We start from the raw sequence: 22,729 nt of genomic DNA on the forward strand, positions 1-22,729 counted from the left end.
CCCATCCTGCCGGGACGGGCGTGCCGGATCTGCTGATGTCGGGGGAAGCGGGGAGGGCGGCTTTACCCTGATCGAACTGCTGGTCGCGCTGATGATTTTCGCCATGCTGTCGGCGGCGGGCGTGCTGCTGCTGGGCAACAGCGTGTCGGCGCAGGCGCAGATCAAGGTGCGGCTGGACGATCTGGCCGCCGTGCAGCGCGCTGGCGGCGCGCTGGCGGCTGATCTTGGGCAGGCGGCGCCGCGCATCAGCCGCACCGAAATCGGAACGCTTGCGCCTGCTTTCTGGTCGCATCGAGAGGGCGAAGCCGTGCCGGTGCTTCAGTTCGTGCGCGGGGGCTGGGACAATCTGGGCGATCTGCCGCAACCTTCCCTGCGAAAGGTTGAATATTGGGTGCGGCAGGGGCGGCTGGAACGGCGGACCTATGCCCAGGTTGATGGCGCGGCGGGCGATGAGCCTGCGGCCCTGCTGGACAATGTCGATGAAGTCGTCCTGCGTTTCCGGGATGCGCAAGGGAGTTGGCGGGATGAATGGACGCCGACCCAACCGGACCTGATGCCCTGGGCCGTCGAGATGACGGTGACGCGCACCGGGGAGCCACCGGTAACCCTGCGCTTCCTGGTCGGGCCAGGGCCAGCCGAGCGATTGCCGGAGGAGGCTGCCGGTGCCTGATCCCCGCAAGCAAGGCGAACGGGGTGCGGCCCTGCTGACGGTGCTGCTGCTCGTAGCGGTGATGGCGGTGGTGGCGTCCACGGCGCTGGAGCGGCTCGCGCTGGCGACGCGGATGACGGGCAATGGCGGAGCGATCGACCAGGCGCGCGCCTTTGCCGATGCGGGCGTGGAAATCGCGCGTTTGCGGATTGGCGATCTGGTGGCGGCGAATCCGGGTAAGACGACGCTGGCGGGCAATTGGATGGGAACGCCGCAGCCCATCGCCGTTCCGGGCGGCATGGCCAGCGCGCGGGTGAGGGACGCGGGAAACTGCTTCAACCTCAACAGCGTGGTGGCTGGCGAAAATGAGGCCAATCTGAAAGTCCGGCCGGTCGGCATTTCGCAATTTCAGGCATTGTTGCAGGCGCTGGGCGTCGATGCACGGCAGGCGCAGGTGGCGGCGACCTCACTGGGCGACTGGATTGACAGCGACAGCGTACCGCAGCCGGGCGGCGCGGAGGATGAGACCTATGCGCAGGCGGCGCGGCCCTATCGTGCCGCCAATCGCTTCATGGTCGACGCCAGTGAATTGCGGGCCGTCCATGGCGTGACGCCTGCCATTTACGATCTGGCGCGGCCCTGGATATGTGCGCTGCCGACGGCGGATCTGTCGCCGATCAACATCAATACGCTGCTGCCTGAACAGGCGGTGCTGTTCGCGATGCTGCTGCAAGGGCAGGTAAGCGTGGCGCAGGCGCGGCAATTGCTGGCGCAACGCCCTGCCGAGGGCTACGGCAGCACCGTCCAGTTTTGGGCGCCGCTCGCCAGCCAGGGCATCAATCCGCTTGAGGAAGCGGCCAATCAGGTCAAGTTGACGACAGGATTTTTCGGGGTGGAAATTACGGTGGACGTTGGGGGAACACAGCTTGTCGAGCGGGCGCTGATCGATGCCCGGCAGAGCCCGGCGAGGCTGATCCGCCGCAGTTGGGGAAGCGGCGCGTGAGTGTGCGGGACGGCCTGATCGTAACCCTGCCTGAACAGGGAGAGCCGCAATGGATGCGTGTGGCCGATGGCGTCGTGACGCAAAGCGGCGAGGGCGCGAACTGGCTTGCGGCTTGCGGACTGGCCGCTCTGCCAGCCGACATGGTGGTGATGCTGGTGCCTCCCGCTGCGCTGGTCACGCTGCACTGGGCGCATTATCCTGAACTTGCGCCGCGTCAGGGGCGGGCGGCGGCGCGGCTGGCGGCGCTGGCGTCCGGCATCGTCCCCGCCGATCAGTTGTTTGCGGCGGCGAACGAGAATGACGACCCCGCGGCCGCTCACATCGTGGCGGTCGCGGCGCGCAGCGACATGCAGCATTGGCTGTTGTGGGCGCAGCATCATGGGCTGGACCCGGACATCATCGTACCCGCGCCGTTGCTGCTGCCCGAACCCGTCGAGGGCGTGGCGAGAGGCATGTTCGGTGGCGAGGTGCTGTTGAGAGGCAAGGATGCTGCTTTTGCCGGCGAACTTGCGCCCATTCTTCCGCCCGATGCGGTGATCGAGCATGTCTCGCCAGATCAGGTGGAGACGCTGGTGATCGCGGCGCTGCAAAGCCCGCCGCTGGACATGCGGCAAGGTGATTTCGCCAAGCGGGTGCGCCGAACAGCCGACAAGCGGACGTTCGGGCGTATCCTGCTGTGGAGCGCGCTTGTCCTGGCGGTGAGCCTGTTCATCACCCTGATCGCGGTGGTGCGGCAGCATGTGGCGGCTTCGAACCTTGATGCGCAAAGCCTTGAGCTGGCGCGGCAGGTGGCGCCGAATGCCGGTGACCTGGACCTGGCGGAAGCGGAGATCGAGCGGCAGCTGGCGGCTCGGGGTGCTGGCGCCTACGCCTTTACCGCGCCCGTCGCGGCATTGCTTGGCGCGCTGCAGGATACGCCGGGGGTGTCATTGACCGCTCTGTCGCGCGACCCTGACGGGATGATCCGCGCGACATTGGCGGCGGCGAAGGTAGAGGAAATCAACAGCATATTGCTGGCGTTGCAGGGAGCGGGCTTCACCATCACGGCGACGCCTTCGCAGGATCCCGGCGGCCGGGCGCTCGCGGACATCACGGTGCGATCATGACGGAAGCTTTACAGAAATATTGGGCAGAGCGGTCGCCGCGCGAGCAATGGATGCTGGGCGTGATGTTCGCCATGCTGGCCGTGGTGATATTCTGGCTGGGCATCATGCGGCCGTTGGCGTCGGCGCAGCGGTCAACACATGACGCGTTGATCGAGGCGACGGATCGCAATGCGGCAATGCGGACGAAGGTCAGCCTGCTCAAGACGTTACCCCGGACTGTCAACGCCGGGCCGACGGATTCAGCGGTCGACCAATTGGTAGGCCAAAGCGCGGGTGAGGCCGGATTGACGCTGGAGCGGGCGCAGGCCCAGGGGACAGGGCGGATCGAAATCGCGATGGCATCGGTGCGGCCGGTCGCGCTCTTTTCCTGGCTTGCGGCCTTGGAGACGCAGGGGGTCCGCGTGGAAACGATGAGCGCGCGGCCTTCGCCGACGGCGGGTAGCGTATCGGTGCAGGCGGTGCTGGTGCAGGGAACAGGACGATGAAGTCGCTCCAACTATCGGGCCGTGCGCGCGCCGTGCTGATCCTGCTGTTCCTGTTCGGTTTGATCGCGTTCATGCCGATGCGGATCGCGCTGGGGCTGACGGGCCTGGAGCGTGTCGGCGTATCGGCGCGGGACGTGCGAGGTTCCTTGTGGAGCGGGCGCATCGATCAACTTATGTTGGGCACGATACCGGTGGGAGCGGTGCGAGCGGGGCTTTCCCCCATATCCCTGCTGATGGGCCGCGCGCGTATCGACATCTGGCGGCGGCGGGGGGCTGCCGACGATCTGAGTGGCGCCTTGACGGTAGGGTTCAACCGCATCGGCATTGACGATGTGACCGGCGCGGTGCCGCTGGGGCGCAGTTTTGCGCCGCTGCCGATCGGCAGCCTGGTCATGGAGGATGTGACCGCTTACTTTTCCGGAGACCGTTGCGGCCATGCCGAAGGCCGGGTGCGCGCGCAACTGGCGGGGCAGTTTCCTGGCCTGAACCTGTCGCAGGGCTTGTCGGGCACGGCCAGTTGCGACGGCGACGCCCTGCTGCTGCCGCTGGTCAGCCAATCGGGCCTTGAAAAGATCAGCCTGCGGATCTGGCGGTCGGGACGCTATGTCGCGGAGATGCGGGTTGAGACGGCCGATGCCGGGCTGGGGGCTGCGCTGGCAAAGGCGGGCTTCTCCGATGCGGGTGGCGCACAGTTGCTGAAGGTCGAAGGGACGTTGTGATCGACCCGCTATGGGCCTTGCTGGGCGGTATGGCAGGCGCGATTGCGGGCAGTTTTCTTGGCACGCTGGCGCTGCGGTGGCCAGAAGGGCGCGGCGTGATGCGCGGCCGGTCTGCCTGTGACGGGTGCGGCCGGACATTGGGCATTGTTGATCTGGTCCCGATTTTAAGCGCGGCGCTGTTGCGTGGGCGGTGCCGAAGCTGCGGGGCCGCCATCGATCCGCTGCACGCGCGGGTGGAGATGGGCTGCGCGATCATCGGGGCGATCGCCTGTGGCGCCATGCCCGGATTTGCCGGTGCTGGCTGGTCGCTTTTAATGTGGCTATTGCTGACCCTGGCTGTGCTGGACTGGCGGCATTTCTGGTTGCCTGACGCGTTGACCCTGCCGCTGGCTTTTCTGGGCCTGACGGCTGGCCTTTGGGTGACGGACCCGTCCCTGCCGGATCGGTTGATCGGCGCTGCGGGGGGCTATCTGATCCTCCTGACTGTCGCTGTCCTATATCGGACGACGCGAGGCCGGGAGGGCCTGGGATTGGGTGACGCCAAACTTTTGGGCGCGCTTGGCGCATGGTTCGGCTGGCAAGCCTTGCCCTTCATCCTGCTGCTGGGCGCTAGCCTGGGCCTGCTAGGGGCACTGGCGGGTATTGCGAGCGGGCGAACGGTTGATCGTTCGACACGCCTGCCGCTCGGCACCTGCCTTGCGCTGGCGGCGTTGCCGGGCTGGTGGTTGTCAGGGTTGATCAGATAGCCTCGGGCAGCATGGCTTCGGACCTGCTTGCGACTGCTTTCGATGCGTGCGTCCAGATCAGTCTTCGTGGCGGAGGTTCGCGCTGCCCGCCTGATGCGATGGGCCAGCATGCAGGTAGATGTCGCGCTGGGGATAGGGCAGGCCGATGCCATGCGTCTGAAAGAGGTCCCACAGCCGGTTGAGGATGTCGGACTGCACATTCCCCACACCCTGTTCAGGATCGAGTATCCAGACCATGATGTCATGTTCCAGCCCCCGTTCGCCGAAGGCGAGGAGCCATACTGTTGGCTCGGGCTTTGGCAGAACCCGATGGGATGCCTTGGCTGCCTGAATCATCAGCTTTTGCGCCAGGTTCAGGTCGCTCTCATAGGAAATGACGACGGGAATGTGGATGCGGACGTCCCGGTTGGAAAAGGACCAGTTTTCCACGGCCTGGGTCATGAGTTGTTCGTTCGGGATCAGATGTTCCTTGCCATCGCGCGTGATGACGGACACCGCGCGAACGCCGATCTTGTTGATCGCCCCGAACGTATCACCGACTGCAATCACGTCTCCCGGCTTGACCGACTTGTCCATCAGCAGGATCAATCCGGCGATCAGATTGCCAAAGGTTTTCTGAAGGCCGAAGCCAACGGCAAGACCCAGCGCGCCGGAAAAGACCGTAAGCGTCGTCAGGTCGATCCCCAATATATCGACGCCAAACAGGATCGCCACGACCACCACGGCAAGGCTTCCCAATTTCTGGAACAGCGCGCGCTGTGAAAGATCGAGGGCTGAAAGGCGGCCCACTGCATGTGTCATGATGCGGTTGGCTATTCTGGTCGCGGCAAACAATATGGCGCCGACGAGCAGGAAGTTGACGACGTTGAGCAAGGATATCCGCCGGCGGCCAACATGCAGCGCAGTGGCGTCAAGGCTCGTCGTCAGCGCCCCGACTCCGCCGAGGGCTGCGGCCAGGGTCAGGACGAAAGCTACTGCTGCGAGAAATATGCACATCCACAAAGGCAGGCTGGCGATGCGCAGCACATAGCCCGTGGTCATCATGAGCGCGCCGCTGAATGCGAAAGCGATGATCATCAACGCAGGCTCTGCAAATGGCAGCAGCGCGAGAGGAAGAATGAGGATGAGCGCCCCTGTCGCGAAACGCAGAAGGTCCGGGACGCGCTTGCCCAGCAATGCGCCTCGCGTCCCCACATCGGATCGCATCCACCGGCGAGATGCCGGTCCGCCCCAACGAGCGGCCGCTTCGCCCGCGATCACGGCAAAGGCGACGAGCGATCCGGCGATCACCAGTTGCGCCATGCTGGAGTTCCAGCCCATGTCGGATAACCAGATCTCGATAGCTTCGGTCATGGGTGCACCATCTCATGAAGGCGGCATGGACACCGCATGGCACTGGACAACGCCATTTCATCCCTTTCGTCGCAATTTTCGGCGCAGTGGGCAAGTGAGGGATGGCCGCGCCACCGAAACCGGTTTCGTGCGTTACCGGCTCTGTGGGGACGAACAGCAAAAAAATCGCCGACCGCCATAACGCTTCTTGCTGTTAGACCGCATGCACGCCACCGCCGCATCAACGAGGTCCGATGACATTACCCCAATGGCTTTCAGTCGCCACCCTGGCCGGGATGATGGCGCTCTTTCTTTGGGGTCGTTTCCGTTACGATGTGACCGCGGTCATTGCGCTGCTTGCGGCACTGCTCATCGGTGTCGTCAAGCCGGAAGACGCCTTCAAGGGCTTTGCCGACGATATCGTCATTATTGTCGGCTCTGCGCTTGTTATCTCTGCCGCTGTGCGGCGATCGGGGGCCATCGAGATCGCCTTGGGTTTTCTGTCCGGGCGGGTGAAAAGCGTTCGGTCACAGCTTCTCGTGCTGACCGGATCGGTGGGCGTTTCATCCGCGCTGGTCAAGAATGTGGGAGCGTTGGCGATGCTGATGCCCGCCGCTTTCCAGATGGCGAAGAAGAACGGAGCCAATCCATCGGTTTTCCTGATGCCCATGTCCTTCGCATCGCTGTTGGGCGGGTTGATGACCCTTGTTGGCACGTCCCCCAATATCATCGTCAGCCGCGTGCGCGAGGAGATGACCGGCGAGCCATTTGGGATGTTCGACTATTTTCCGACCGGTTTCGGCTTGCTGCTGGTCGGGCTTATTTTCCTGCGCTTTGGATACCGGCTGCTTCCTCGCGACCGTCGCGCGGCGCCGACCATGGGGGAGGCGCTCAACATTTCCGGTTATGTCACGGAAGCGTCCGTGTCGGAAGATTCCGAGGCGATTGGCGAGACGATCGCGGAGTTCACGGAGCGTCATGACAACCAGATCGCGGTGATGAGCCTGCTGCGCGGTGACATGCAGGGCACGGTCCACCCCAACGTCCATCTGCGGCAGGACGATATATTGATCCTCTCCGGTGAGCCTGACGCGCTGGAGCGGGTGATCGCCCGCGACCGCCTTTCGCTCACCGGGGAAGGCAAGGCGATGGCCGAGGGGCATGAGGGAGACGAGATCGGCGTGATAGAGGCGGTGGTCACGACGGATTCCGCGCTGATCGGCCGAACGGCTGGCCGCCTGTTACTTCGCGAGCGTTTTGGCGTGAACCTGATCGCCATATCGCGGGCGGGCGAACATCTTACCCGCAAGATTGGCCAGATCGTGCTTCAGGCGGGCGATGTCATCGTCATGCAAGGGCCGGTCGCCTTGCTGCCTGATCGCCTGCGCCAACTCGGCGCATTGCCGCTAGCGGCGCGGGAAATGCAGCTGGGCAAATCGAAACGTGGATGGCTCCCCATCCTGGTTCTCGCCACCGCCATGATCGCCACGGCGACTGGTGTAGTTCCTGTTGCGGTGGCTTTCTTTGCTGCGGCCGGGGTGGTTGTCATTGCTGGCGCGCTGCCGGTGGGCGAGGCCTATGAGGCTGTGGAGTGGCCGATCCTCATCATGTTGGCCGCGCTGATCCCGCTCAGCGAAAGCCTGCAAACAACAGGTGCATCGGATGTGATCGCAACGGGGCTTGCGCGTGCTGCGACGATGTTGCCGGCCTGGGGTGCTGTCGCGTTGATCCTGGTAGCGGCCATGGCGGTCACGCCGTTCCTCAACAACGCCGCAACCGTTCTGGTAATGGCGCCCATCGCTGCCGTTTTCGCCAATGACCTGGGATACCGCCCGGAAGCCTTCCTGATCGCGACTGCCATCGGAGCGGGTTGCGATTTCCTCACGCCGATAGGGCATCAGTGCAACACGCTGGTATTCGGACCTGGCGGCTATCGTTTCAGCGATTACGCCCGTTTGGGCATGCCGCTGTCCCTGATTGTGGTGCTGGTCGGCACACCGCTCATTTTGTGGACCTGGCCGCTGCGCTGAATTTGACTTCGCAGAGGATCGCGGAGGCGTCGGGCATTAATGGTGACCCCTACGGGAATCGAACCCGTGTTTCAGCCGTGAGAGGGCCGCGTCCTGACCGCTAGACGAAGGGGCCTTGGCCGCATTGGCGGCTGGCAGGCGGTCGCGTTTAGGAGCGCCGTCGCTTGCCGTCAAGCGAAACCGCGACCGGATTGAGCCACATAAAAAACCACCCCATGTTTTCACACGGGGTGGCCAAGGTTCAGGGAGGAGACGCCTCCAAAGGGGGAGGCGCCCATACGACACACCCGAAAGGGGGGCAGGTGCGCCGTATGTTTGAAAGATAAAGAAGGTCTCCGTCACTTTCAAGTGGCGAGTGAAAACCTTTTCCCTAGCGCGCTGAAAAAGACGATTATTCCGTCAGGCCTGGGCCGACTGGGGCGCCTGCGGGACAGAAATAGGGCCTTTGCCCTGTGCGACCTGAGACTCGAAAACCTCGCGTATCAGTTGCAGGGAGAACAGGTGGGCATGGATCAGGGGCAGCATGCCGTTCTGGCTGATCTTGCGCAGTTGGTCGCCGCGCATGTCGCGCAGCTTTTCCTCGTTCACCATGCGGAAGCCGCGATATACGAACGGCTGATCATTGCCAGGAACCTGAATCGCGACCTCGCCATCCATCAGCAGGTCAAGTTCCTTGAGGTCTTTCATGAACTGGCCGGTACGGGCGGCAGCCTGCTCGAAATCTTCGCAGAATTTGAGAACCCCTTGGGTCAGTTCACTGGGCTTGCTGTCCTCGAACAGGGGCTGGCCTTCGTCAAATTCGCCGACCGCTTCGCTGGTCGGATCGAAGCAAAGCGACAGTTCGTCGCTGTCGGGGCGCAGCTTCGCCAGCATCCAGGGGTAGCGGCGAACATAAGCCGGCACATAGGCGGGCCCGCGCAACTTGCCTTCATCGTCGAGGAAGGTGTTGACGCCTTCGTTCAGGCCCATCAATGCGAGCGGCACGGCCTCGTCGCCTGCGGAAAAGATGATCGGGACGAAGCGCTGAGCCGCGACGAATTCATCGACGGTCAGGGGAACGGCATGCTGCTTGGTGAGGAAGGGCGCGGTTTCCACCGTCCGGCTGCGATAGGCCGCATGATCGACGCTGTTGAGCGGCAACAGGTCGTTGTAGAAGACAGGAAGATTATTCGCGGGCGCGCTAGCCATGATGCTGTTCCATTCTGTCAAAAGCAGCGCGTGCGTAGGCGCCGCCTTTCCTAAAAACTGGGTCAGGGCGATAAAGACCTTGGCGAGGCGAGGCAATCGCTTTGTCGGGGCGTGCCGGGCTTCCTTTCGCCCTATCCTTCTTCGGGGCGCGGTATCAGCTTGTCCGGGTTCATGAGGCCTTGCGGGTCGAAAGCAGCCTTGATCGCGCGCAACGCGTGGAGCCGGGCCGGGCTGGCCAGGCGACCCAGTTCAGCGCGCTTCATCTGTCCAATGCCATGCTCTGCTGAAATGGAACCACCGACGGCGACGACCGCGTCATGCACGAAGGCGTTGATCGATTGGCCGTCCGTGGCGATCCAGTTTGGACCGTCGAGCGTGCCTTTGGGCGCCCGGACATGGAAGTGAACATTCCCATCGCCCAAATGCCCGAATGATGACGCGGTCGTACCGGGGAAGGCGCGTTCCGCAGCTGCGGCCGCATCGATCATGAAGGTGGGCATTCGCGCTACGGGCACGCTGATGTCAAATTGGAGGGCCGGACCTTGCGCGCGTTCGGATTCAGACAGCGATTCGCGGATCCGCCAGAAGGCCGATGCTTGCGCATCATTGGCGGCGATCGCGGCATCCACCGCGAGGTTTTTGTCCATTGCCTGTGCAAGTGCATCTTCAAGCCGCTCCGCCGGGCCGGGATCGGACAAGTCGGCATGATCCACTTCTATCAGCACGTGCCAGGGGGTTCGCGTCTCAATGGGGCATCGGGTGCCGGGAATGTGGGAAAGCACATGACCCAGTCCATCGTCGGCGATAATCTCGAACGCCTCTACGCTGTCGCCCAGGCGCGCCTCTGCCAGGCGGAGCAGCGCCAGCGCGTCGGCGGGGGTGCGGACACCCACCCAACCGACGGCGCGGGCGGAGATGGCCGGAACGAGGCGCAGTGAGGCCGCGGTGATGATGCCGAGCGTTCCTTCCGCGCCGATCAGCAATTGCTTGATGTCATAGCCTCGGTTGTCCTTCTTGAGCGCGTCCAGCCCCTGGAAAATGCTGCCATCGGGCAGGACGGCCTCAATCCCTTCGACGAGCGCTCGCATGGTGCCGTGACGCAAGACCTGAGTACCACCAGCGTTTGTGGATATCAGTCCGCCGATCGTCGCAGAGCCCTTGGCGCCGAGGCTGAGCGGGAAACGGCGTCCGGCTTTTTCGGCTGCATCATGCAACGTCGCCAGGATGACGCCCGCTTCGCATATGGCGAGATTGTCGTCGGGTGAGAGGGCGTGAATGCGGTTCATCCGGCGCAGTGAGAGAATGAGCGCCGACCCATCGGGGGAGGAGTTGCGCCACCGACCATCGACGTATTTCCGCCCTGCGGCACAAGTGGAATTCCAAGCTGGCCGGCAAGGGTGACCGCCGCTGCGACCTTTTCTGTACTGTCGGGCTGCAGGATGGCGGGCGACGCGCCGTGGAATCGGCCGCGCCAATCGGTAAGCCAGGGCGCGATGTCGTCCGGTTCCGTTACGACACCCTTGGGCCCCAGCAGCGCCACGAAACGATCTATGATCTCTTGTCCTATCATGGGACGATGCTATGCCCCGGAATTCATCGACGGTTCAACCACCGGCTCCTAGCGTGCCGCCCCAAAAGGGGTTCGATTTGCTTCCTTCTGTTCTGCTGCTTCTCGTTGCGCCCGCTGGCGAACCCGTGCGGCTTGCGCAGATGATGATCGAACAGCGGGTCATCATCCGCGTGCCGATAGCGAAAAAGGGGCGAGCCCCAGCACACATTGCGCCGCAGGCCGGACGCGCCTGGAAAGAAAAGAAGGGGCCGCGATGTATCGCCCTGCGATCGATAAGGTCCGCCAGCGTAGTAGTGGATAATGGCGTCGATCTTTTGCTGGCGGACAATCACCGCTATCGCGCGCGATTGGAAAGAGGCTGTAATTCTAACGGTTTCTATTCGGGATTTTATGTCGAGCCGGACGGTGATGGATCGCTTTGTTCAGGACGGGACGAATTGCAGGCCCGCAGCGGATTGACTTGCATCATAGGCAGTTTCAGGCGGCTGGAGCCGGCCGACCCGGAAGATTAGGGCGATCGGCAGGGTCTCTGTTGCGCGATTTCCTTGACAAGAAGCCGATATTTCAGCAAGGCGCGCGCGATTTCCTTCGCATTTCAAAAGCGGCGGAGAGCCTCTTTGTCCCGGACAACTGAATGACTTTTGCCGATCTCGGCCTATCCGATGAATTATTGAAGGCCGTTAATGAGGCCGGATATGACACGCCTACGCCGATTCAGGCGCAGGCTATCCCTCCCGTGTTGATGATGAAGGACATTATCGGCATCGCTCAGACGGGGACGGGCAAGACCGCCAGCTTCGTCCTGCCGATGATCGACATCCTGGCGCATGGCCGCGCTCGCGCGTTGATGCCGCGATCGCTGATCCTGGAACCCACGCGCGAACTGGCTGCGCAGGTTGCCGAGAATTTCGAGAAATACGGTAAATATCACAAGCTCAACATGGCGCTGCTGATTGGTGGCGTGCAGATGGGCGATCAGCTCAAAGCCCTGGAAAAGGGCGTCGATGTGCTGATCGCGACGCCTGGGCGCCTGATGGACCTGTTCCAGCGGGGCAAGATATTGCTGAACGGCTGTTCGATGCTGGTCATCGACGAAGCGGACCGGATGCTCGACATGGGCTTCATCCCGGACATCGAGGAAATCTGCACCAAGCTGCCTTCGCAGCGGCAGACGTTGCTTTTTTCCGCGACGATGCCCGCGCCGATCAAGAAGCTGGCCGATCGCTTTCTCACCAATCCAAAGTCGATCGAGGTGGCCCGGCCCGCCACTGCGTCGATTAACATCACCCAGCGGCTTGTTAAGGTCGATTCGCGCAAGAAGCGCGATGCTCTGCGCGCGATGCTGGAAGCCGAGGATGTGTTGAGCGCGGTGATCTTCTGCAATCGCAAGACGACCGTGCGCGACCTGAACAAGAGCCTTCAGCGCCACGGCTTCAAGTCGGGCGAAATTCACGGGGACATCGACCAGTCGGCGCGTATCGCCGAACTGGAAAGGTTCCGCGCCGGCACGGTCAACATTCTGGTGGCGTCGGACGTGGCTGCCCGTGGGCTGGACATCAAGGGCGTCAGCCATGTGTTCAACTTCGACGCGCCCTGGCATCCCGATGATTACGTCCATCGCATCGGACGCACGGGCCGCGCAGGCGCGAAGGGTGTAGCTTATACCTTCGTCACTGCCGAGGACGCAGAGGCGATCGACAATATCCAGAAGCTGATCGGGCAGAAGATCGAGATGATCAATGCGCCGGTCGCGGCGTCGCCAGCAGCCGTGTCGCAGGAGAGCGACGAGGAACCCCGCCGCGCCCAAGCCGAACGGAAGCCGGAGCGCAAACCCGAAAAGCGGCGCGATGACCGGCGGCGCGAGGAGCCTCGTGCGGCTCGGCAGGATTCTGCACGGCAGGAGCAAGCTCCGCGGCCACGCCGGCCTGAACCGGTGAATGATGGGCCGGATGATGGCTGGAACGGCCCGGTGCCCGAGTTTCTCTCCTTCGGATTTACGGGCTGAAACCTGTCCGAAGAAGCGCCTGCACTTGTTCATTGAGCGGGGGCAGGCGGTCTACAGAAGTCCCATCGCGCGCAGGCTGCTGTGCCCCTGTGATCCGATGATGATGTGGTCATGAACCGCAATGTTGAGACGCTTGCCCGCTTCGGCGATCTGGCGCGTTATATCTATATCCTGGCGGCTGGGTTCGGGAGAGCCGCTGGGATGGTTATGCACCAGAATCAGCGCTGACGAACCCAGGTCGATGGCGCGGCGGATGACTTCGCGTGTGTAGATGGCGGCCTGATCGATGGACCCGTCGCCCATATGCTCGTCCCGGATCAGCATGTTGCGGCTGTTGAGGTGCAATACCCGGACGCGTTCCACGGTCAGATAAGCCATGTCTGCGCGCAGATAATCGAGCAGCGCCTGCCAACTCGCCAGCACCGGCCGCTCGGCAACGTCGTTACGCAACATCCGCAGCAGCGTCGCATGGACGATCTTGACAGCGGCGATGCTGGTGTCGCCCATGCCGGGCATGCGTGCAATGGCTTGCCAGTCCGCCGTCATCAGGCCGCCGATGCCGCCAAACTCACGCAGCAGCGCCTTGGCCAGCGGTTTGGTATCTCGTCGGGGTATGGCGAGAGCAAGCAGATATTCGATCAGTTCATGATCGTGCAGTGCTTCACCGCCGCTGTCCGCCAATTTTTGCCGCAGCCTTGCACGATGCCCCGCGCCATCATGGCTGACCGCAACATCCCTATCCGCCAATGCCTTATCATCCTTTGTTCAGACAGATGGACCTATGCGTTGCACATTTGCGGGGCAAGGATATTTAAGGGGCGCTGGACGTTATGCAGGCGTTACGGATCAATGGTTGAAAGCCGGGGTTGGCCATAAATATGGAAGCTGAGGACGGCGAAGAGGAATTTCGCCGGGGCTGGCTACGCTGGCTGGGCGTGGGGACGGGCTCCCTCGCGCTCATCCTCTTGGCGCTCTGGACACAGCGCGCGCCCATTGCCGAGAACTTCATCGGCCGGGAGATGAACCGGCGCGGCTTGCAAGCGAGCTACGATCTGAAGGAGATCGGCCTGCGCACGCAGCGAATCGAAAATATCGTCCTGGGCGACCCGGCCAATCCTGATCTGACCGCGCGATGGGTCGAAGTAGACATCGCCTTCACGGCTCTTTCCCCTCGCGTTGCGGCGGTTCGAGCGGGCGGCGTCCGGTTGCGGGGGTCCTATCGGGACGGGGTGCTTCGCCTTGGCGAGCTCGACAAGTTCCGTGATCCTGCATCAAAGGCGCCATTCAGCCTGCCCGATATCAAGCTGGCGTTGAACGACGCGCGCCTGCGCCTGGATACCGATGCCGGTGTGATTGGCATGCAGATCGAGGGCAAAGGCAATCTGCGCTCGGGCTTCAAGGGGCGCGTCGCTGCCGCAATGCCACGCGCCACCTTCGCAGGGTGCAGCGTTGCCGATTCGAGCGCATTGCTGGACGTTGCGATGGTAAACGAGCGCCCGCATCTTTCCGGCCCCGCGCAAGCCGACGCTTTTGGTTGCAGGGACAGTGCGACCGCGATTGCCAAGCCGCAGGTCGAGCTGGACCTGTGGCTTGGAAAGGCGCTTGACCGGTGGAACGGCCATGTCGTTCTGGCGGGCGAAGCGTTGAAGTCCAACGGTGTGGTGCTCGCCAAACCTTCCGGCCGGATAGAGTTTAACGGAAATTCAGCAGGCACCGCCGGGCGAGCGAGGATCGATGCATCCGCCCTGTCGATGGCGGGCGCCGTGACGGGGCAATCGGACATTGTCGGTGGCTGGAGCATCGGCAAAGGCGGCGCTCAGGCGCAGGGGCGGCTTTCCGCGCATCAGGTGCGTCTTGCGGGGCGCGATCCGCTGGCGGGTTTGAAGCGCTCGGCCGCAGGCACGCCGGTCTCGCCTCTGGCTGCGCGGCTTGCCGACGCTGTACGGCGGGCGGGCAACGACAATGTTCTGCGCAGTAACATAGCATTTTCACAGCGGGGGAAGGGCGGGGGCCTTGTGCTTACCGGCACCCGTTTCGACGCCAGAAGCGGCGCGAGGATAGCCGTACCCGGCGATGGGCGCATAACCATTGGCTGGCCCGGAAATGCGGGCGCGGCGATCGACTGGGCGTTGGACGGGGCGGTGACAACTGGAGGAGGGGGGCTGCCTAGCGGAGCGCTTCGCCTGGCGCGGCGGCCCGGCGGCGGCTTTGGCGGTCAGCTCTTCGTCGATCCATATGCGGCCGGTGAAGCGAAGCTGGCGTTGGAGCCGGTCCGGTTCAGCGCCGGGCCGCAAGGCGACACCCGCTTTTCTACGGTCGTCAGACTGGACGGACCGCTGCCCGACGGGCGGCTGCGTGGGCTTGCGGTGCCTGTGGAAGGACAGATGAGCGCGAACGGGGCGATAGCCATCAATCGCCGCTGCGTGCCCCTGTCGTTGGAAGAGGCGCGCTATGGCAGCTTCTCCGTGGGGCGGACGCGGCAAACGCTGTGCCCTATAGGCGGCGGCGCCTTGTTCGCGACCGGGCCTGCGGGGATGCAGGCTGGCGCGGAAATCCGCAGCCTGGATTTGCAGGGCCGCAGCGGCCAGAGCCCGATGCGATTGTCCGCCGATCGCGCGAGAATCGCTTTGGGGCAGGAAGGCTTTGGCCTGTCACGAGTCGAACTGGCGATTGGAGAAAAGGAATCGCCTGTTCGGCTCACGGCCGAGGCGCTGACGGGGAAAAGCGATGCGCAAGGCCTGAACGGCCGGTTGACTGGCGCGGCCGGAAGGATCGGCAACGTTCCCCTGATCGTGGAAAATGGCGCAGGGCAGTGGAGCTTCGCGCGAGGAACGTTGACGCTGGCGGCGGCGATCACGGTGCGCGATGCTCAGCTTCCCGCGCGCTTTGAACCTTTGCAGTCGCCGGATTTTGCGCTCACGCTGCGGGACGGCAGGATCGTGGCGACGGGGTCGCTTCGCGCGCCGCGCAATGACGCGCTGGTCGCTCGCGCCGATATCATGCACGACCTTGGTTCTGGAAAGGGCAATGCTGACCTGACCGTGCCGGGGCTGGTTTTCGGTCCCGCCCTGCAACCGGAAGATGTGACCCGGCTTGCGCTGGGGGTTGTCGCCAATGTCGATGCAACCGTGACGGGCCAAGGCCATATCCGCTGGGACGGAACAGCGGTAACCAGTGACGGGCTGTTCCGCACGGATAATGCCAATCTTGCCGCGGCCTTCGGTCCTGTCGAAGGCCTGTCCGGGGAATTGCGCTTCACTGACTTGCTGGGGCTTGTAAGTGCTCCGGGACAGGAAGTGCGGATCAAAACAGTCAATCCCGGCGTGGAAGTGCGCGACGGTGTCGTCCGTTACAGGCTGGAGCCAGGCCAGAAAGTGCGTATCGAGGGCGGCGGATGGCCTTTTTCGGGCGGGCAACTGGTCCTCCTTCCCACCACGATGGATTTTAGCGCGGATGTTGATCGCTATCTGACTTTCCGGGTCATCGGGCTGGACGCCGGCGCCTTCATTCAGACTATGGAGCTGGACAATATCTCCGCCACGGGGACATTCGACGGGCTCATGCCACTTATCTTCAACGCTCAGGGCGGTCGTGTGGCGGGCGGCGTGCTGGTCGCGCGGCAGCAGGGCATGGCTCCGTTGATCATGCCGGAAGGGGTGCTGCCTGCTATACCGTGCGATCCGGCACGCCAGTCGGGCACCCTGTCCTATGTCGGGCCGGTTTCGAACGAGCAATTGGGCGTGATGGGGCGGCTGGCCTTCGACGCGCTCAAGAATCTGCAATATAAATGCCTCACGATCCTGATGGACGGCGCGCTGGATGGTGAGATGGTGACCAATGTCGTGTTCAATGGGGTTAATCGTGGCAAGCTGGGCGACGTGCCGGAAGGCATGGCGCAGAATCTGACGGGCCTGCCCTTCATCTTCAACGTGCGCATCTCCGCGCCTTTTCGCGGGCTGCTGGGAACCGCAAAATCCCTGATCGATCCCTCCACGCTTATTCAGAACAGCATAGGCGACCAGATGCAGGATAAGATTCGCGAGGGGATTGCAGTTAAGCCTGTGGAAAGCGACACTGTGCCAAACAGGGAGCAGAAATGAAGAGAGAAGCAATCTTGGCGGCGGCTTTGGCCGGTTTGGCTCTTACGGGCTGCATCCAGGTCAAGGCGCCGGACAAGCCGATCGAAATCAACCTCAATGTGAAGGTGCAGCAGGAGGTGGTCGTCCGGTTGCAGCGCGATGCGCAAGACCTTATCCAGAATAATCCGGAGTTGTTCCCGCAATGACACGCAAATTTTTGATGATCGCCGCTGGTGCAGCCTTTGCCTTGGCAACCGGATTGGTGGTGAGCGCTCCGGCTCGTGCGCAATCAGGGGCGGTCGCCTCCGCGATGGCGGAGGGCGCGGTAGGCGAACAGGCCGACGGCTATCTGGGCATCGCCGGATCGGTAAGCGCCTCTGTGCGGTCTGAAGTCGAATCGATCAATATCAAGCGCCGCGCCGCTTATACCGATCTGGCGTCCAAGCGCGGGGTCACCGTGCAGGACGTCGCCGCCGCCACCGGGTGCCAGACGCTGAGCAGTCGCGTGAAGCAGGGGCAGGTCTATCGCGTGGGCGCAGGGCCGTGGCAGACGAAAGGCGCAGCGCCAATCGCGCTTCCTTCCTATTGCGCGACGGCAGGGCAGTAAGCTCGCCAATTAGCGGAGTTTTTTCGCTGCTTCGTCCTGCAGGAAGATTCTCCTGCCCAACTACGGTTGACTATCCCGAAAGCCCTTTCTAAACGGGCCGCGCCTTGACGGGTGCAGCCGCACGCGCCATGCCGCCAGACGTCGGCTTATCTGTCCGATCGGAAAGGAATGGCCATGGCAGCGGATGTACCTGGGCAAGACCCGGCGGATGAGGACGCGCGGATTGCTTCTCTTGAGGAGCGGATCGCGAAGGCCGAACGAGCCGAGAAGGTCAGACAGGGGACCACGAAGCAGCAGGCCGATGATGGATCGCGCCTGGGCAACAGGGTTCTCGCAGAACTGATCGGTGGTCTTGCTGGCGGTGCCGTCGTTGGTGGGACTTTGGACTACTTTCTGCGGACATCCCCATGGCTCCTGCTTGCCTTCCTCGGTCTTGGGATCGTGGTTGCTTTCAGGAACATCATCAGATTGACGACGACGAAGCGTCCCGGCGAATAGGGGCGCTTTTATCTTAGTCCGCATACCAGACGTTACAGGGGTCAACGTGGCAGAATCCGGCAAAATCGATCCGATGCACCAGTTTGCGATCGAACCGCTGTTCGGTACGGATGATCTGTCCCTCGGCGGCTTCAACATCGCCTTCACCAACAGCGCGCTCTATATGGTTGCCGCTGCCGTGGTCCTTTGGATCTTCGTGATCGGAGGCCTGAAGCGCGAACTGGTGCCCGGCCGTTGGCAGATGGCGGTCGAATATATGACCGGCTTCATCAAGAGCCTGCTGATCGCCAATGTGGGTGAAGGCGGCAAGAAGTACATTCCCTATGTCTTCTCGTTGTTTATGTTCATCCTGCTGGCGAATCTCCTCGGCCTGCTGCCGCTGGGCCTGGTTGGTCTGCACCCCTTCACCTTCACCAGCCATTTCACCGCAACCGGTGTGCTGGCGATCCTGAGCTTCTCGATCGTGCTGGCGGTGGGCTTCTGGAAGCACGGCCTGCACTTCTTCTCGCTGTTCGTGCCCCATGGCACGCCGCTGCCGATGATCCCGGTGATCTTCCCGATCGAACTGGTGTCGTTCATGGTGCGCCCGTTCAGTCTTGGCCTGCGACTGTTCGTCGCCATGACTGCCGGCCACGTGCTGTTGAAGGTGTTGGCCGGGTTCGTGATCAACAGCTCCAATGCAGGCATCGGCTATGGCCTGACGGTCGGTTCGGCGAGCTTCATCCTGATGATCGGCATCAGCGCGCTGGAAATGCTGGTCGCCGTCATCCAGGCTTATGTGTTTGCCCTGCTGACCTCGGTCTATCTCAACGACGCCGAGAATCTGCACTAAGTTTTCCGCTATTCCTCAACCGTTTGTACAAGTTTAGAAAAGGGAGTTTACGACATGGACGCAGAAGCCGCAAAGCTGCTCGGTGCTGGCCTGGCCGCCATTGGTGCGGGTCTCGCATCGCTTGGTGTGGGCAACGTGTTCGCATCGTTCCTGGAAGGCGCACTGCGCAATCCGGGCGCTGCTGACGGCCAGCAGGGCCGCCTGTTCATTGGTTTCGCCGCAGCCGAACTTCTGGGTCTGCTGGCGTTCGTTATCGCCATGATCCTGGTGTTCGTGGCCTGACAACCGCTTGGCGAGCGGGCAGGGCGGCGTGTGCCGCTCCGTCCGCTCGCACGAACTGACGGTGCCCTGATCGGACGGACCCAAAATGCCTCAAATCGCGCAAATCGCCGAAACATATGCGTCGCAGATCTTCTGGATGTTGGTGACGTTCGGCTTTGTCTTCTTCGTCATCGGCCGGGGTATGGTCCCCAAGGTTCAGGGGACGGCCGACGCGCGCGACGCGAAGATCACGGGTGATCTGGACGCAGCCAAGGCTGCGTTCGCTCGCGCCGATGAAATAGAGGCCGATTATCGCGCGCGTGACGCCGAAAACCGTGCTGCAACTCAGGCGACACTGGCGCGGGCCAAGTCGGAAGCCGCCAAGCTATCCGAGGGTCAGCTCGCAGCTGCCGATGCAGAGATTGCCAACCGGATCGGCGCAGCCGAAGCGCGTATTCAGGCTGCCAGCCAGGCAGCGTTGGCAGAGATTGAAACCGTCGCAGCCGACGCGGCGCGCGACATGGTGGCCCGCATTTCCGGCGTGCAAGCGTCGGAAGAGGCGGCCCGCAACGCAGTAAAGGCGGCACTGGTCCATGGCTGAGGCAGCAGCACAGCATAGCGAAGGTGCGCCTCCGCACCTCAACGAAGCGATTCACGCCGAAGGCATGGAGCCGGTCGGCACCGTGGCTCACGAAGGCGTCGTCCCGCATACCGACCCCAAGGCTGTCGGCATGGACGCAACCGCCTGGGTGAGCCTGGCGATGGCGGTGTTCATCGTTATCCTGCTCATCAAGAAGGTTCCCGCCCTGATTGGCGGCGCTCTGGACGGTCGGATTGCCCAGATCAAGAGCCAGTTGGCCGAAGCCGAAAAGCTGCGTGCCGAAGCGGAGGCGCTGAAGGGCGAGTATGAAGCAAAGCTGGCGGCTGCCGCTGGTGAAGCCGAGGCAATGCGCAAATCGGCCGAAAGCGAAGCGGCCACGCTGCTGGAAGATGCGAAGGCGAATGCGGTCGCATTGGTAGCCCGGCGTCAGAAGATGGCGGAAGACAAAATCGGCGCGGCGGAACGCGCGGCTATTGCCGGGATCCGTACCAAAGCCGTCAATGCGGCGACGAGCGCTGCGGCGGCTTTGATCGCGCAGAAGCATGATGCCGGGGCCGACAAGCAGTTGGTAGACAGCGCCATCAGAAGCCTGGGCGCCAGCGCCTAAGCGCAAAAAGTCACACGCCTGCTAAAAGGGCCGGTGCGGATTGCCGTACCGGCCCTTTTGCGTTGGGGCTGACATGCCCCTTCGAAGGGCTGTGCCAAGGCCCGTTCGGCCTGTTCAAACAATGGGGATGGCCTCCTTTGGAGACCCTCGGGGCGTGCGCTGACGCGCTGCATCCAGAATGGTGGGAGTAGTGGTAAATCTCCAGCCCGTTTCATGGCGGGCTTGAGCCAGTGGGCGGCGTCAGAGGCATTGCGCTTGTCTCCGCCACCGCTATCTCTGCAGGCATGTCGCATCCCCAATCTCCCGATCGTTTCCATGAGGACAAGGCCAGCTTCACTGTACGGGGGGCGGGGGCGCCCGATATCGAAGCTGGGGTGGAAGCGATCCGCACGACGCTGAAAACCCTGCCAACGCGGCCCGGTGTCTATCGCATGCAGGATGCGCGGGGCGATGTCCTCTATGTCGGCAAGGCGCGCGCGCTACGCAACCGGGTTGCCAATTACACCCAGGTCGATCGTTTGCCCAAGCGATTGCAGCGCATGGTGGCCCAAACGCGCTCCATGACGATCGTCACCACCAATAGCGAGGCGGAAGCGTTGCTGCTGGAGGCGCAACTGATCAAGCGGTTCCGTCCGCCCTACAATGTTCTGTTGCGCGACGATAAAAGCTTTCCCTTTATCCTGCTGCGGGAAGATCATGATTTCCCGCGCGTGCAGAAGCATCGCGGAGCGCGGAAATATAAGGGACGCTATTATGGCCCCTTCGCCAGCGCCGGATCTGTGACGCGGACGATCAATGCGCTTCAGAAGCTGTTCCTGTTGCGAAGCTGCACCGACAGCTTTTTCGCCAACCGGTCGCGACCCTGCCTGTTGTTCCAGATCAAGCGATGTTCGGCTCCCTGTGTCGGACGGATCGGCGATGCGGATTATGCCGAGCTCGTGAAGGATGCGCAGGACTTTCTGGGCGGGAAATCGACCGCCGTGCAGAAGAAGCTGGGCGAGGCGATGGAGGCGGCGTCGGCGGCGCTGGATTTCGAGCAGGCGGCGGTGCTGCGCGACCGGCTGAAGGCGTTGACCTTCATCCAGGGCAGTCAGGCGATCAATGCCGAGGGGCTGGGCGACGCCGATATCTTTGCGCTGGCGACGAAGGGCGGGGCGATGTGCATCCAGGCCTTCTTCATTCGCGGCGGGCAGAATTGGGGGCATCGCAGCTTCTTTCCCGTCCATACCGCCGAAGTGGCCGAGGATGAGGTGCTGGCGAGCTTCATGGCGCAGTTTTATGAGGAGGTGCCCCCGCCCAGGCTGATCCTGTCCGATCGCGCGCCCATGGAGTGCGACCTGATGGCGCAGGCGCTGAGCGAGCGGATCGGGTTCAAGGTGCGGATAGAGGTGCCTCAGCGCGGCGATCGCACCCGGCTGATCAAACAGGCGCAGCGTAACGCGGTGGAGGCGCTGGACCGGCGGCTGGCGGAAACGACGACGCAGGCGAAGGTGCTTGACGACATGGTCGAGACCTTTGGCCTGGACGGGGTGCCTGACCGGATCGAAATTTACGACAACAGCCATATCCAGGGCAGTCATGCGTTGGGCGCGATGGTGGTCGCGGGGCCGGAGGGATTCCGCAAGAATGCCTATCGCAAGTTCAACATGAAGAACCCGGAGACGTCGAACGACGACTTCGCGATGATGCGGGAGATGTTCGAGCGGCGATTTGGCCGGGCGGCGCGAGAAGACCCGGACCGTGACAGCGGCGAATGGCCCGACCTGGTACTGATCGACGGCGGCAAGGGACAGTTGTCGGCGGCGCGGGCGATCCTGGAGGATATGGGGATCGAGGATATCTGCATGATCGGCATCGCCAAGGGGCCGCATCATGGGCGCGATGGCCGGGAGGTTTTCCATATGCCGGACGGGCGGGAGATCAGCTTTCCGATCAATCATCCGGTGCTGTTCTACCTGCAACGTCTTCGGGACGAGGCGCACCGCTTTGCGATCGGGGCGCACCGGCAGAAACGGAGCAAGGCGATCTCGACAAGCTCGCTGGACGAGGTGCCGGGGATCGGGCCGTCGCGCAAGAAGGCGCTGTTGATGCATTTCGGAACGGCGAAGGCGGTGAAGAGCGCGGCACTGGAAGATCTGCTGAAAGCGCCGGGCGTTTCGAAGGCGGTGGCGCAGCAGGTTTATGATTATTTTCATGAATGAAATGGCGAATTGGACGGCGTTTTTGGATTAGTTGTTACGGTATCGTAATATCTAATTTTGGTCGGGTTTCGCGCACAATTCCCAAGTTGGCCTTGCGCAACAGGGGTGGTCCTGCGATGGTTCGCGGGAGACGCTGGCAATCATGGCGCGGGGATGATGAATGAGGGTCGTGGATTTCATTAGGTTCAGTTCGGTCGTAATTGCCGTTAA

The 22,729-nt window shown here is 62.7% G+C and carries 21 protein-coding genes, 1 tRNA gene and 1 pseudogene; 18 read left to right on the plus strand and 5 right to left on the minus strand.

The annotated features are described in order from the left end of the window. Positions 1-67: 67 nt before the first annotated feature. From gspJ to B6S01_RS14095, 6 genes are read left to right on the plus strand one after another with little or no spacing between them, the layout of a single operon-like run. Complete coding sequence (gspJ, locus tag B6S01_RS14070; RefSeq protein ID WP_037466792.1) at positions 68-670, plus strand: type II secretion system minor pseudopilin GspJ; 603 nt, start codon at positions 68-70, stop codon at positions 668-670. Then, positions 663-1,652, plus strand: a complete 990-nt coding sequence (gspK, locus tag B6S01_RS14075; RefSeq protein WP_037466358.1) for a type II secretion system minor pseudopilin GspK — start codon at positions 663-665, stop codon at positions 1,650-1,652. The genes gspJ and gspK overlap by 8 nt, the downstream gene beginning before the upstream one ends. Next, a complete protein-coding gene (gene gspL, locus B6S01_RS14080; protein ID WP_037466793.1) occupies positions 1,649-2,758 on the plus strand; it encodes a type II secretion system protein GspL in 1,110 nt (369 codons plus the stop codon). The genes gspK and gspL overlap by 4 nt, the downstream gene beginning before the upstream one ends. Next, positions 2,755-3,243: a type II secretion system protein GspM gene (gene gspM / locus B6S01_RS14085; protein ID WP_037466360.1), complete on the plus strand. Its 489-nt coding sequence runs from the start codon at positions 2,755-2,757 to the stop codon at positions 3,241-3,243. Before gspL ends, gspM begins: the two co-directional genes overlap by 4 nt. After that, positions 3,240-3,962, plus strand: a complete 723-nt coding sequence (gspN, locus tag B6S01_RS14090) for a type II secretion system protein N (protein WP_037466362.1) — start codon at positions 3,240-3,242, stop codon at positions 3,960-3,962. Before gspM ends, gspN begins: the two co-directional genes overlap by 4 nt. Continuing rightward, positions 3,959-4,708 carry a prepilin peptidase gene (locus B6S01_RS14095; RefSeq protein WP_037466364.1) on the plus strand — a complete coding sequence of 250 codons (750 nt, stop codon included), beginning with the start codon at positions 3,959-3,961 and terminating at the stop codon, positions 4,706-4,708. Before gspN ends, B6S01_RS14095 begins: the two co-directional genes overlap by 4 nt. Positions 4,709-4,765: 57 nt before the next feature. Here the strand turns inward: B6S01_RS14095 and B6S01_RS14100 are convergent, their stop codons facing one another. After that, positions 4,766-6,061 (minus strand): mechanosensitive ion channel family protein, encoded by a 1,296-nt coding sequence (locus B6S01_RS14100; RefSeq protein WP_051908280.1) that lies wholly within the window; start codon positions 6,059-6,061, stop codon positions 4,766-4,768. 233 nt (positions 6,062-6,294) lie between these two features. Between B6S01_RS14100 and B6S01_RS14105 the strand changes: the two genes are divergently transcribed. Then, on the plus strand, positions 6,295-8,070 hold the full coding sequence (locus B6S01_RS14105; protein ID WP_037466366.1) for an SLC13 family permease: 1,776 nt from the start codon (positions 6,295-6,297) through the stop codon (positions 8,068-8,070). Positions 8,071-8,110: 40 nt separating this feature from the next. Here the strand turns inward: B6S01_RS14105 and B6S01_RS14110 are convergent. From B6S01_RS14110 to B6S01_RS14120, 3 genes and pseudogenes are all read right to left on the minus strand, one after another. After that, positions 8,111-8,185: transfer RNA gene (locus B6S01_RS14110), tRNA-Glu, on the minus strand. Between the two features lie 284 nt (positions 8,186-8,469). Further along, a complete protein-coding gene (locus B6S01_RS14115; protein WP_037466368.1) occupies positions 8,470-9,258 on the minus strand; it encodes a SapC family protein in 789 nt (262 codons plus the stop codon). Positions 9,259-9,389: 131 nt separating this feature from the next. Continuing rightward, positions 9,390-10,828 (minus strand): annotated as a pseudogene (locus B6S01_RS14120) (FAD-binding oxidoreductase). 77 nt (positions 10,829-10,905) lie between these two features. Between B6S01_RS14120 and B6S01_RS14125 the strand changes: the two are divergent. Both B6S01_RS14125 and B6S01_RS14130 read left to right on the plus strand, forming a co-directional pair. Then, complete coding sequence (locus B6S01_RS14125; protein ID WP_037466797.1) at positions 10,906-11,340, plus strand: hypothetical protein; 435 nt, start codon at positions 10,906-10,908, stop codon at positions 11,338-11,340. Positions 11,341-11,462: 122 nt separating this feature from the next. After that, a complete protein-coding gene (locus B6S01_RS14130) occupies positions 11,463-12,833 on the plus strand; it encodes a DEAD/DEAH box helicase (protein WP_037466372.1) in 1,371 nt (456 codons plus the stop codon). Between the two features lie 51 nt (positions 12,834-12,884). On the opposite strand, the gene radC is transcribed toward B6S01_RS14130, so the two are convergent. Next, positions 12,885-13,580, minus strand: coding sequence for a RadC family protein (radC, locus tag B6S01_RS14135; RefSeq protein WP_037466374.1), 696 nt, complete (start codon positions 13,578-13,580; stop codon positions 12,885-12,887). A 131-nt stretch (positions 13,581-13,711) separates the two neighbouring features. On the opposite strand from radC, the gene B6S01_RS14140 reads away from it, so the two are divergent. The 9 genes from B6S01_RS14140 to uvrC all read left to right on the plus strand — a co-directional run bounded on the left by B6S01_RS14140 (position 13,712) and on the right by uvrC (position 22,519). Then, positions 13,712-16,933, plus strand: a complete 3,222-nt coding sequence (locus B6S01_RS14140) for an intermembrane phospholipid transport protein YdbH family protein (protein ID WP_037466377.1) — start codon at positions 13,712-13,714, stop codon at positions 16,931-16,933. Next, entirely contained in the window at positions 16,930-17,118 is a 189-nt protein-coding gene (locus B6S01_RS14145; RefSeq protein ID WP_037466379.1) for a YnbE family lipoprotein, read from the plus strand. Before B6S01_RS14140 ends, B6S01_RS14145 begins: the two co-directional genes overlap by 4 nt. Continuing rightward, complete coding sequence (locus tag B6S01_RS14150; protein WP_037466380.1) at positions 17,115-17,519, plus strand: YdbL family probable chaperone protein; 405 nt, start codon at positions 17,115-17,117, stop codon at positions 17,517-17,519. The genes B6S01_RS14145 and B6S01_RS14150 overlap by 4 nt, the downstream gene beginning before the upstream one ends. Positions 17,520-17,693: 174 nt before the next feature. Beyond that, a complete protein-coding gene (locus tag B6S01_RS14155; protein ID WP_037466800.1) occupies positions 17,694-18,017 on the plus strand; it encodes an AtpZ/AtpI family protein in 324 nt (107 codons plus the stop codon). A gap of 46 nt (positions 18,018-18,063) precedes the next feature. Beyond that, positions 18,064-18,849, plus strand: a complete 786-nt coding sequence (locus B6S01_RS14160; protein ID WP_037466382.1) for a F0F1 ATP synthase subunit A — start codon at positions 18,064-18,066, stop codon at positions 18,847-18,849. 54 nt (positions 18,850-18,903) lie between these two features. Further along, the gene (locus B6S01_RS14165) at positions 18,904-19,131 is read left to right on the plus strand and encodes a F0F1 ATP synthase subunit C (RefSeq protein ID WP_021240110.1); all 228 of its coding nucleotides are present in this window, start codon (positions 18,904-18,906) and stop codon (positions 19,129-19,131) included. A gap of 85 nt (positions 19,132-19,216) precedes the next feature. Then, complete coding sequence (locus B6S01_RS14170) at positions 19,217-19,711, plus strand: F0F1 ATP synthase subunit B family protein (RefSeq protein ID WP_037466386.1); 495 nt, start codon at positions 19,217-19,219, stop codon at positions 19,709-19,711. After that, a complete protein-coding gene (locus B6S01_RS14175) occupies positions 19,704-20,318 on the plus strand; it encodes a F0F1 ATP synthase subunit B family protein (RefSeq protein ID WP_037466387.1) in 615 nt (204 codons plus the stop codon). Before B6S01_RS14170 ends, B6S01_RS14175 begins: the two co-directional genes overlap by 8 nt. 284 nt (positions 20,319-20,602) lie before the next feature. Next, positions 20,603-22,519, plus strand: coding sequence for an excinuclease ABC subunit UvrC (uvrC, locus tag B6S01_RS14180; RefSeq protein WP_037466389.1), 1,917 nt, complete (start codon positions 20,603-20,605; stop codon positions 22,517-22,519). The last annotated feature ends 210 nt before the right edge of the window (positions 22,520-22,729 follow it).

The sequence above is a fragment of the Sphingobium herbicidovorans genome, from assembly GCF_002080435.1.
GTDB lineage: Bacteria > Pseudomonadota > Alphaproteobacteria > Sphingomonadales > Sphingomonadaceae > Sphingobium > Sphingobium herbicidovorans.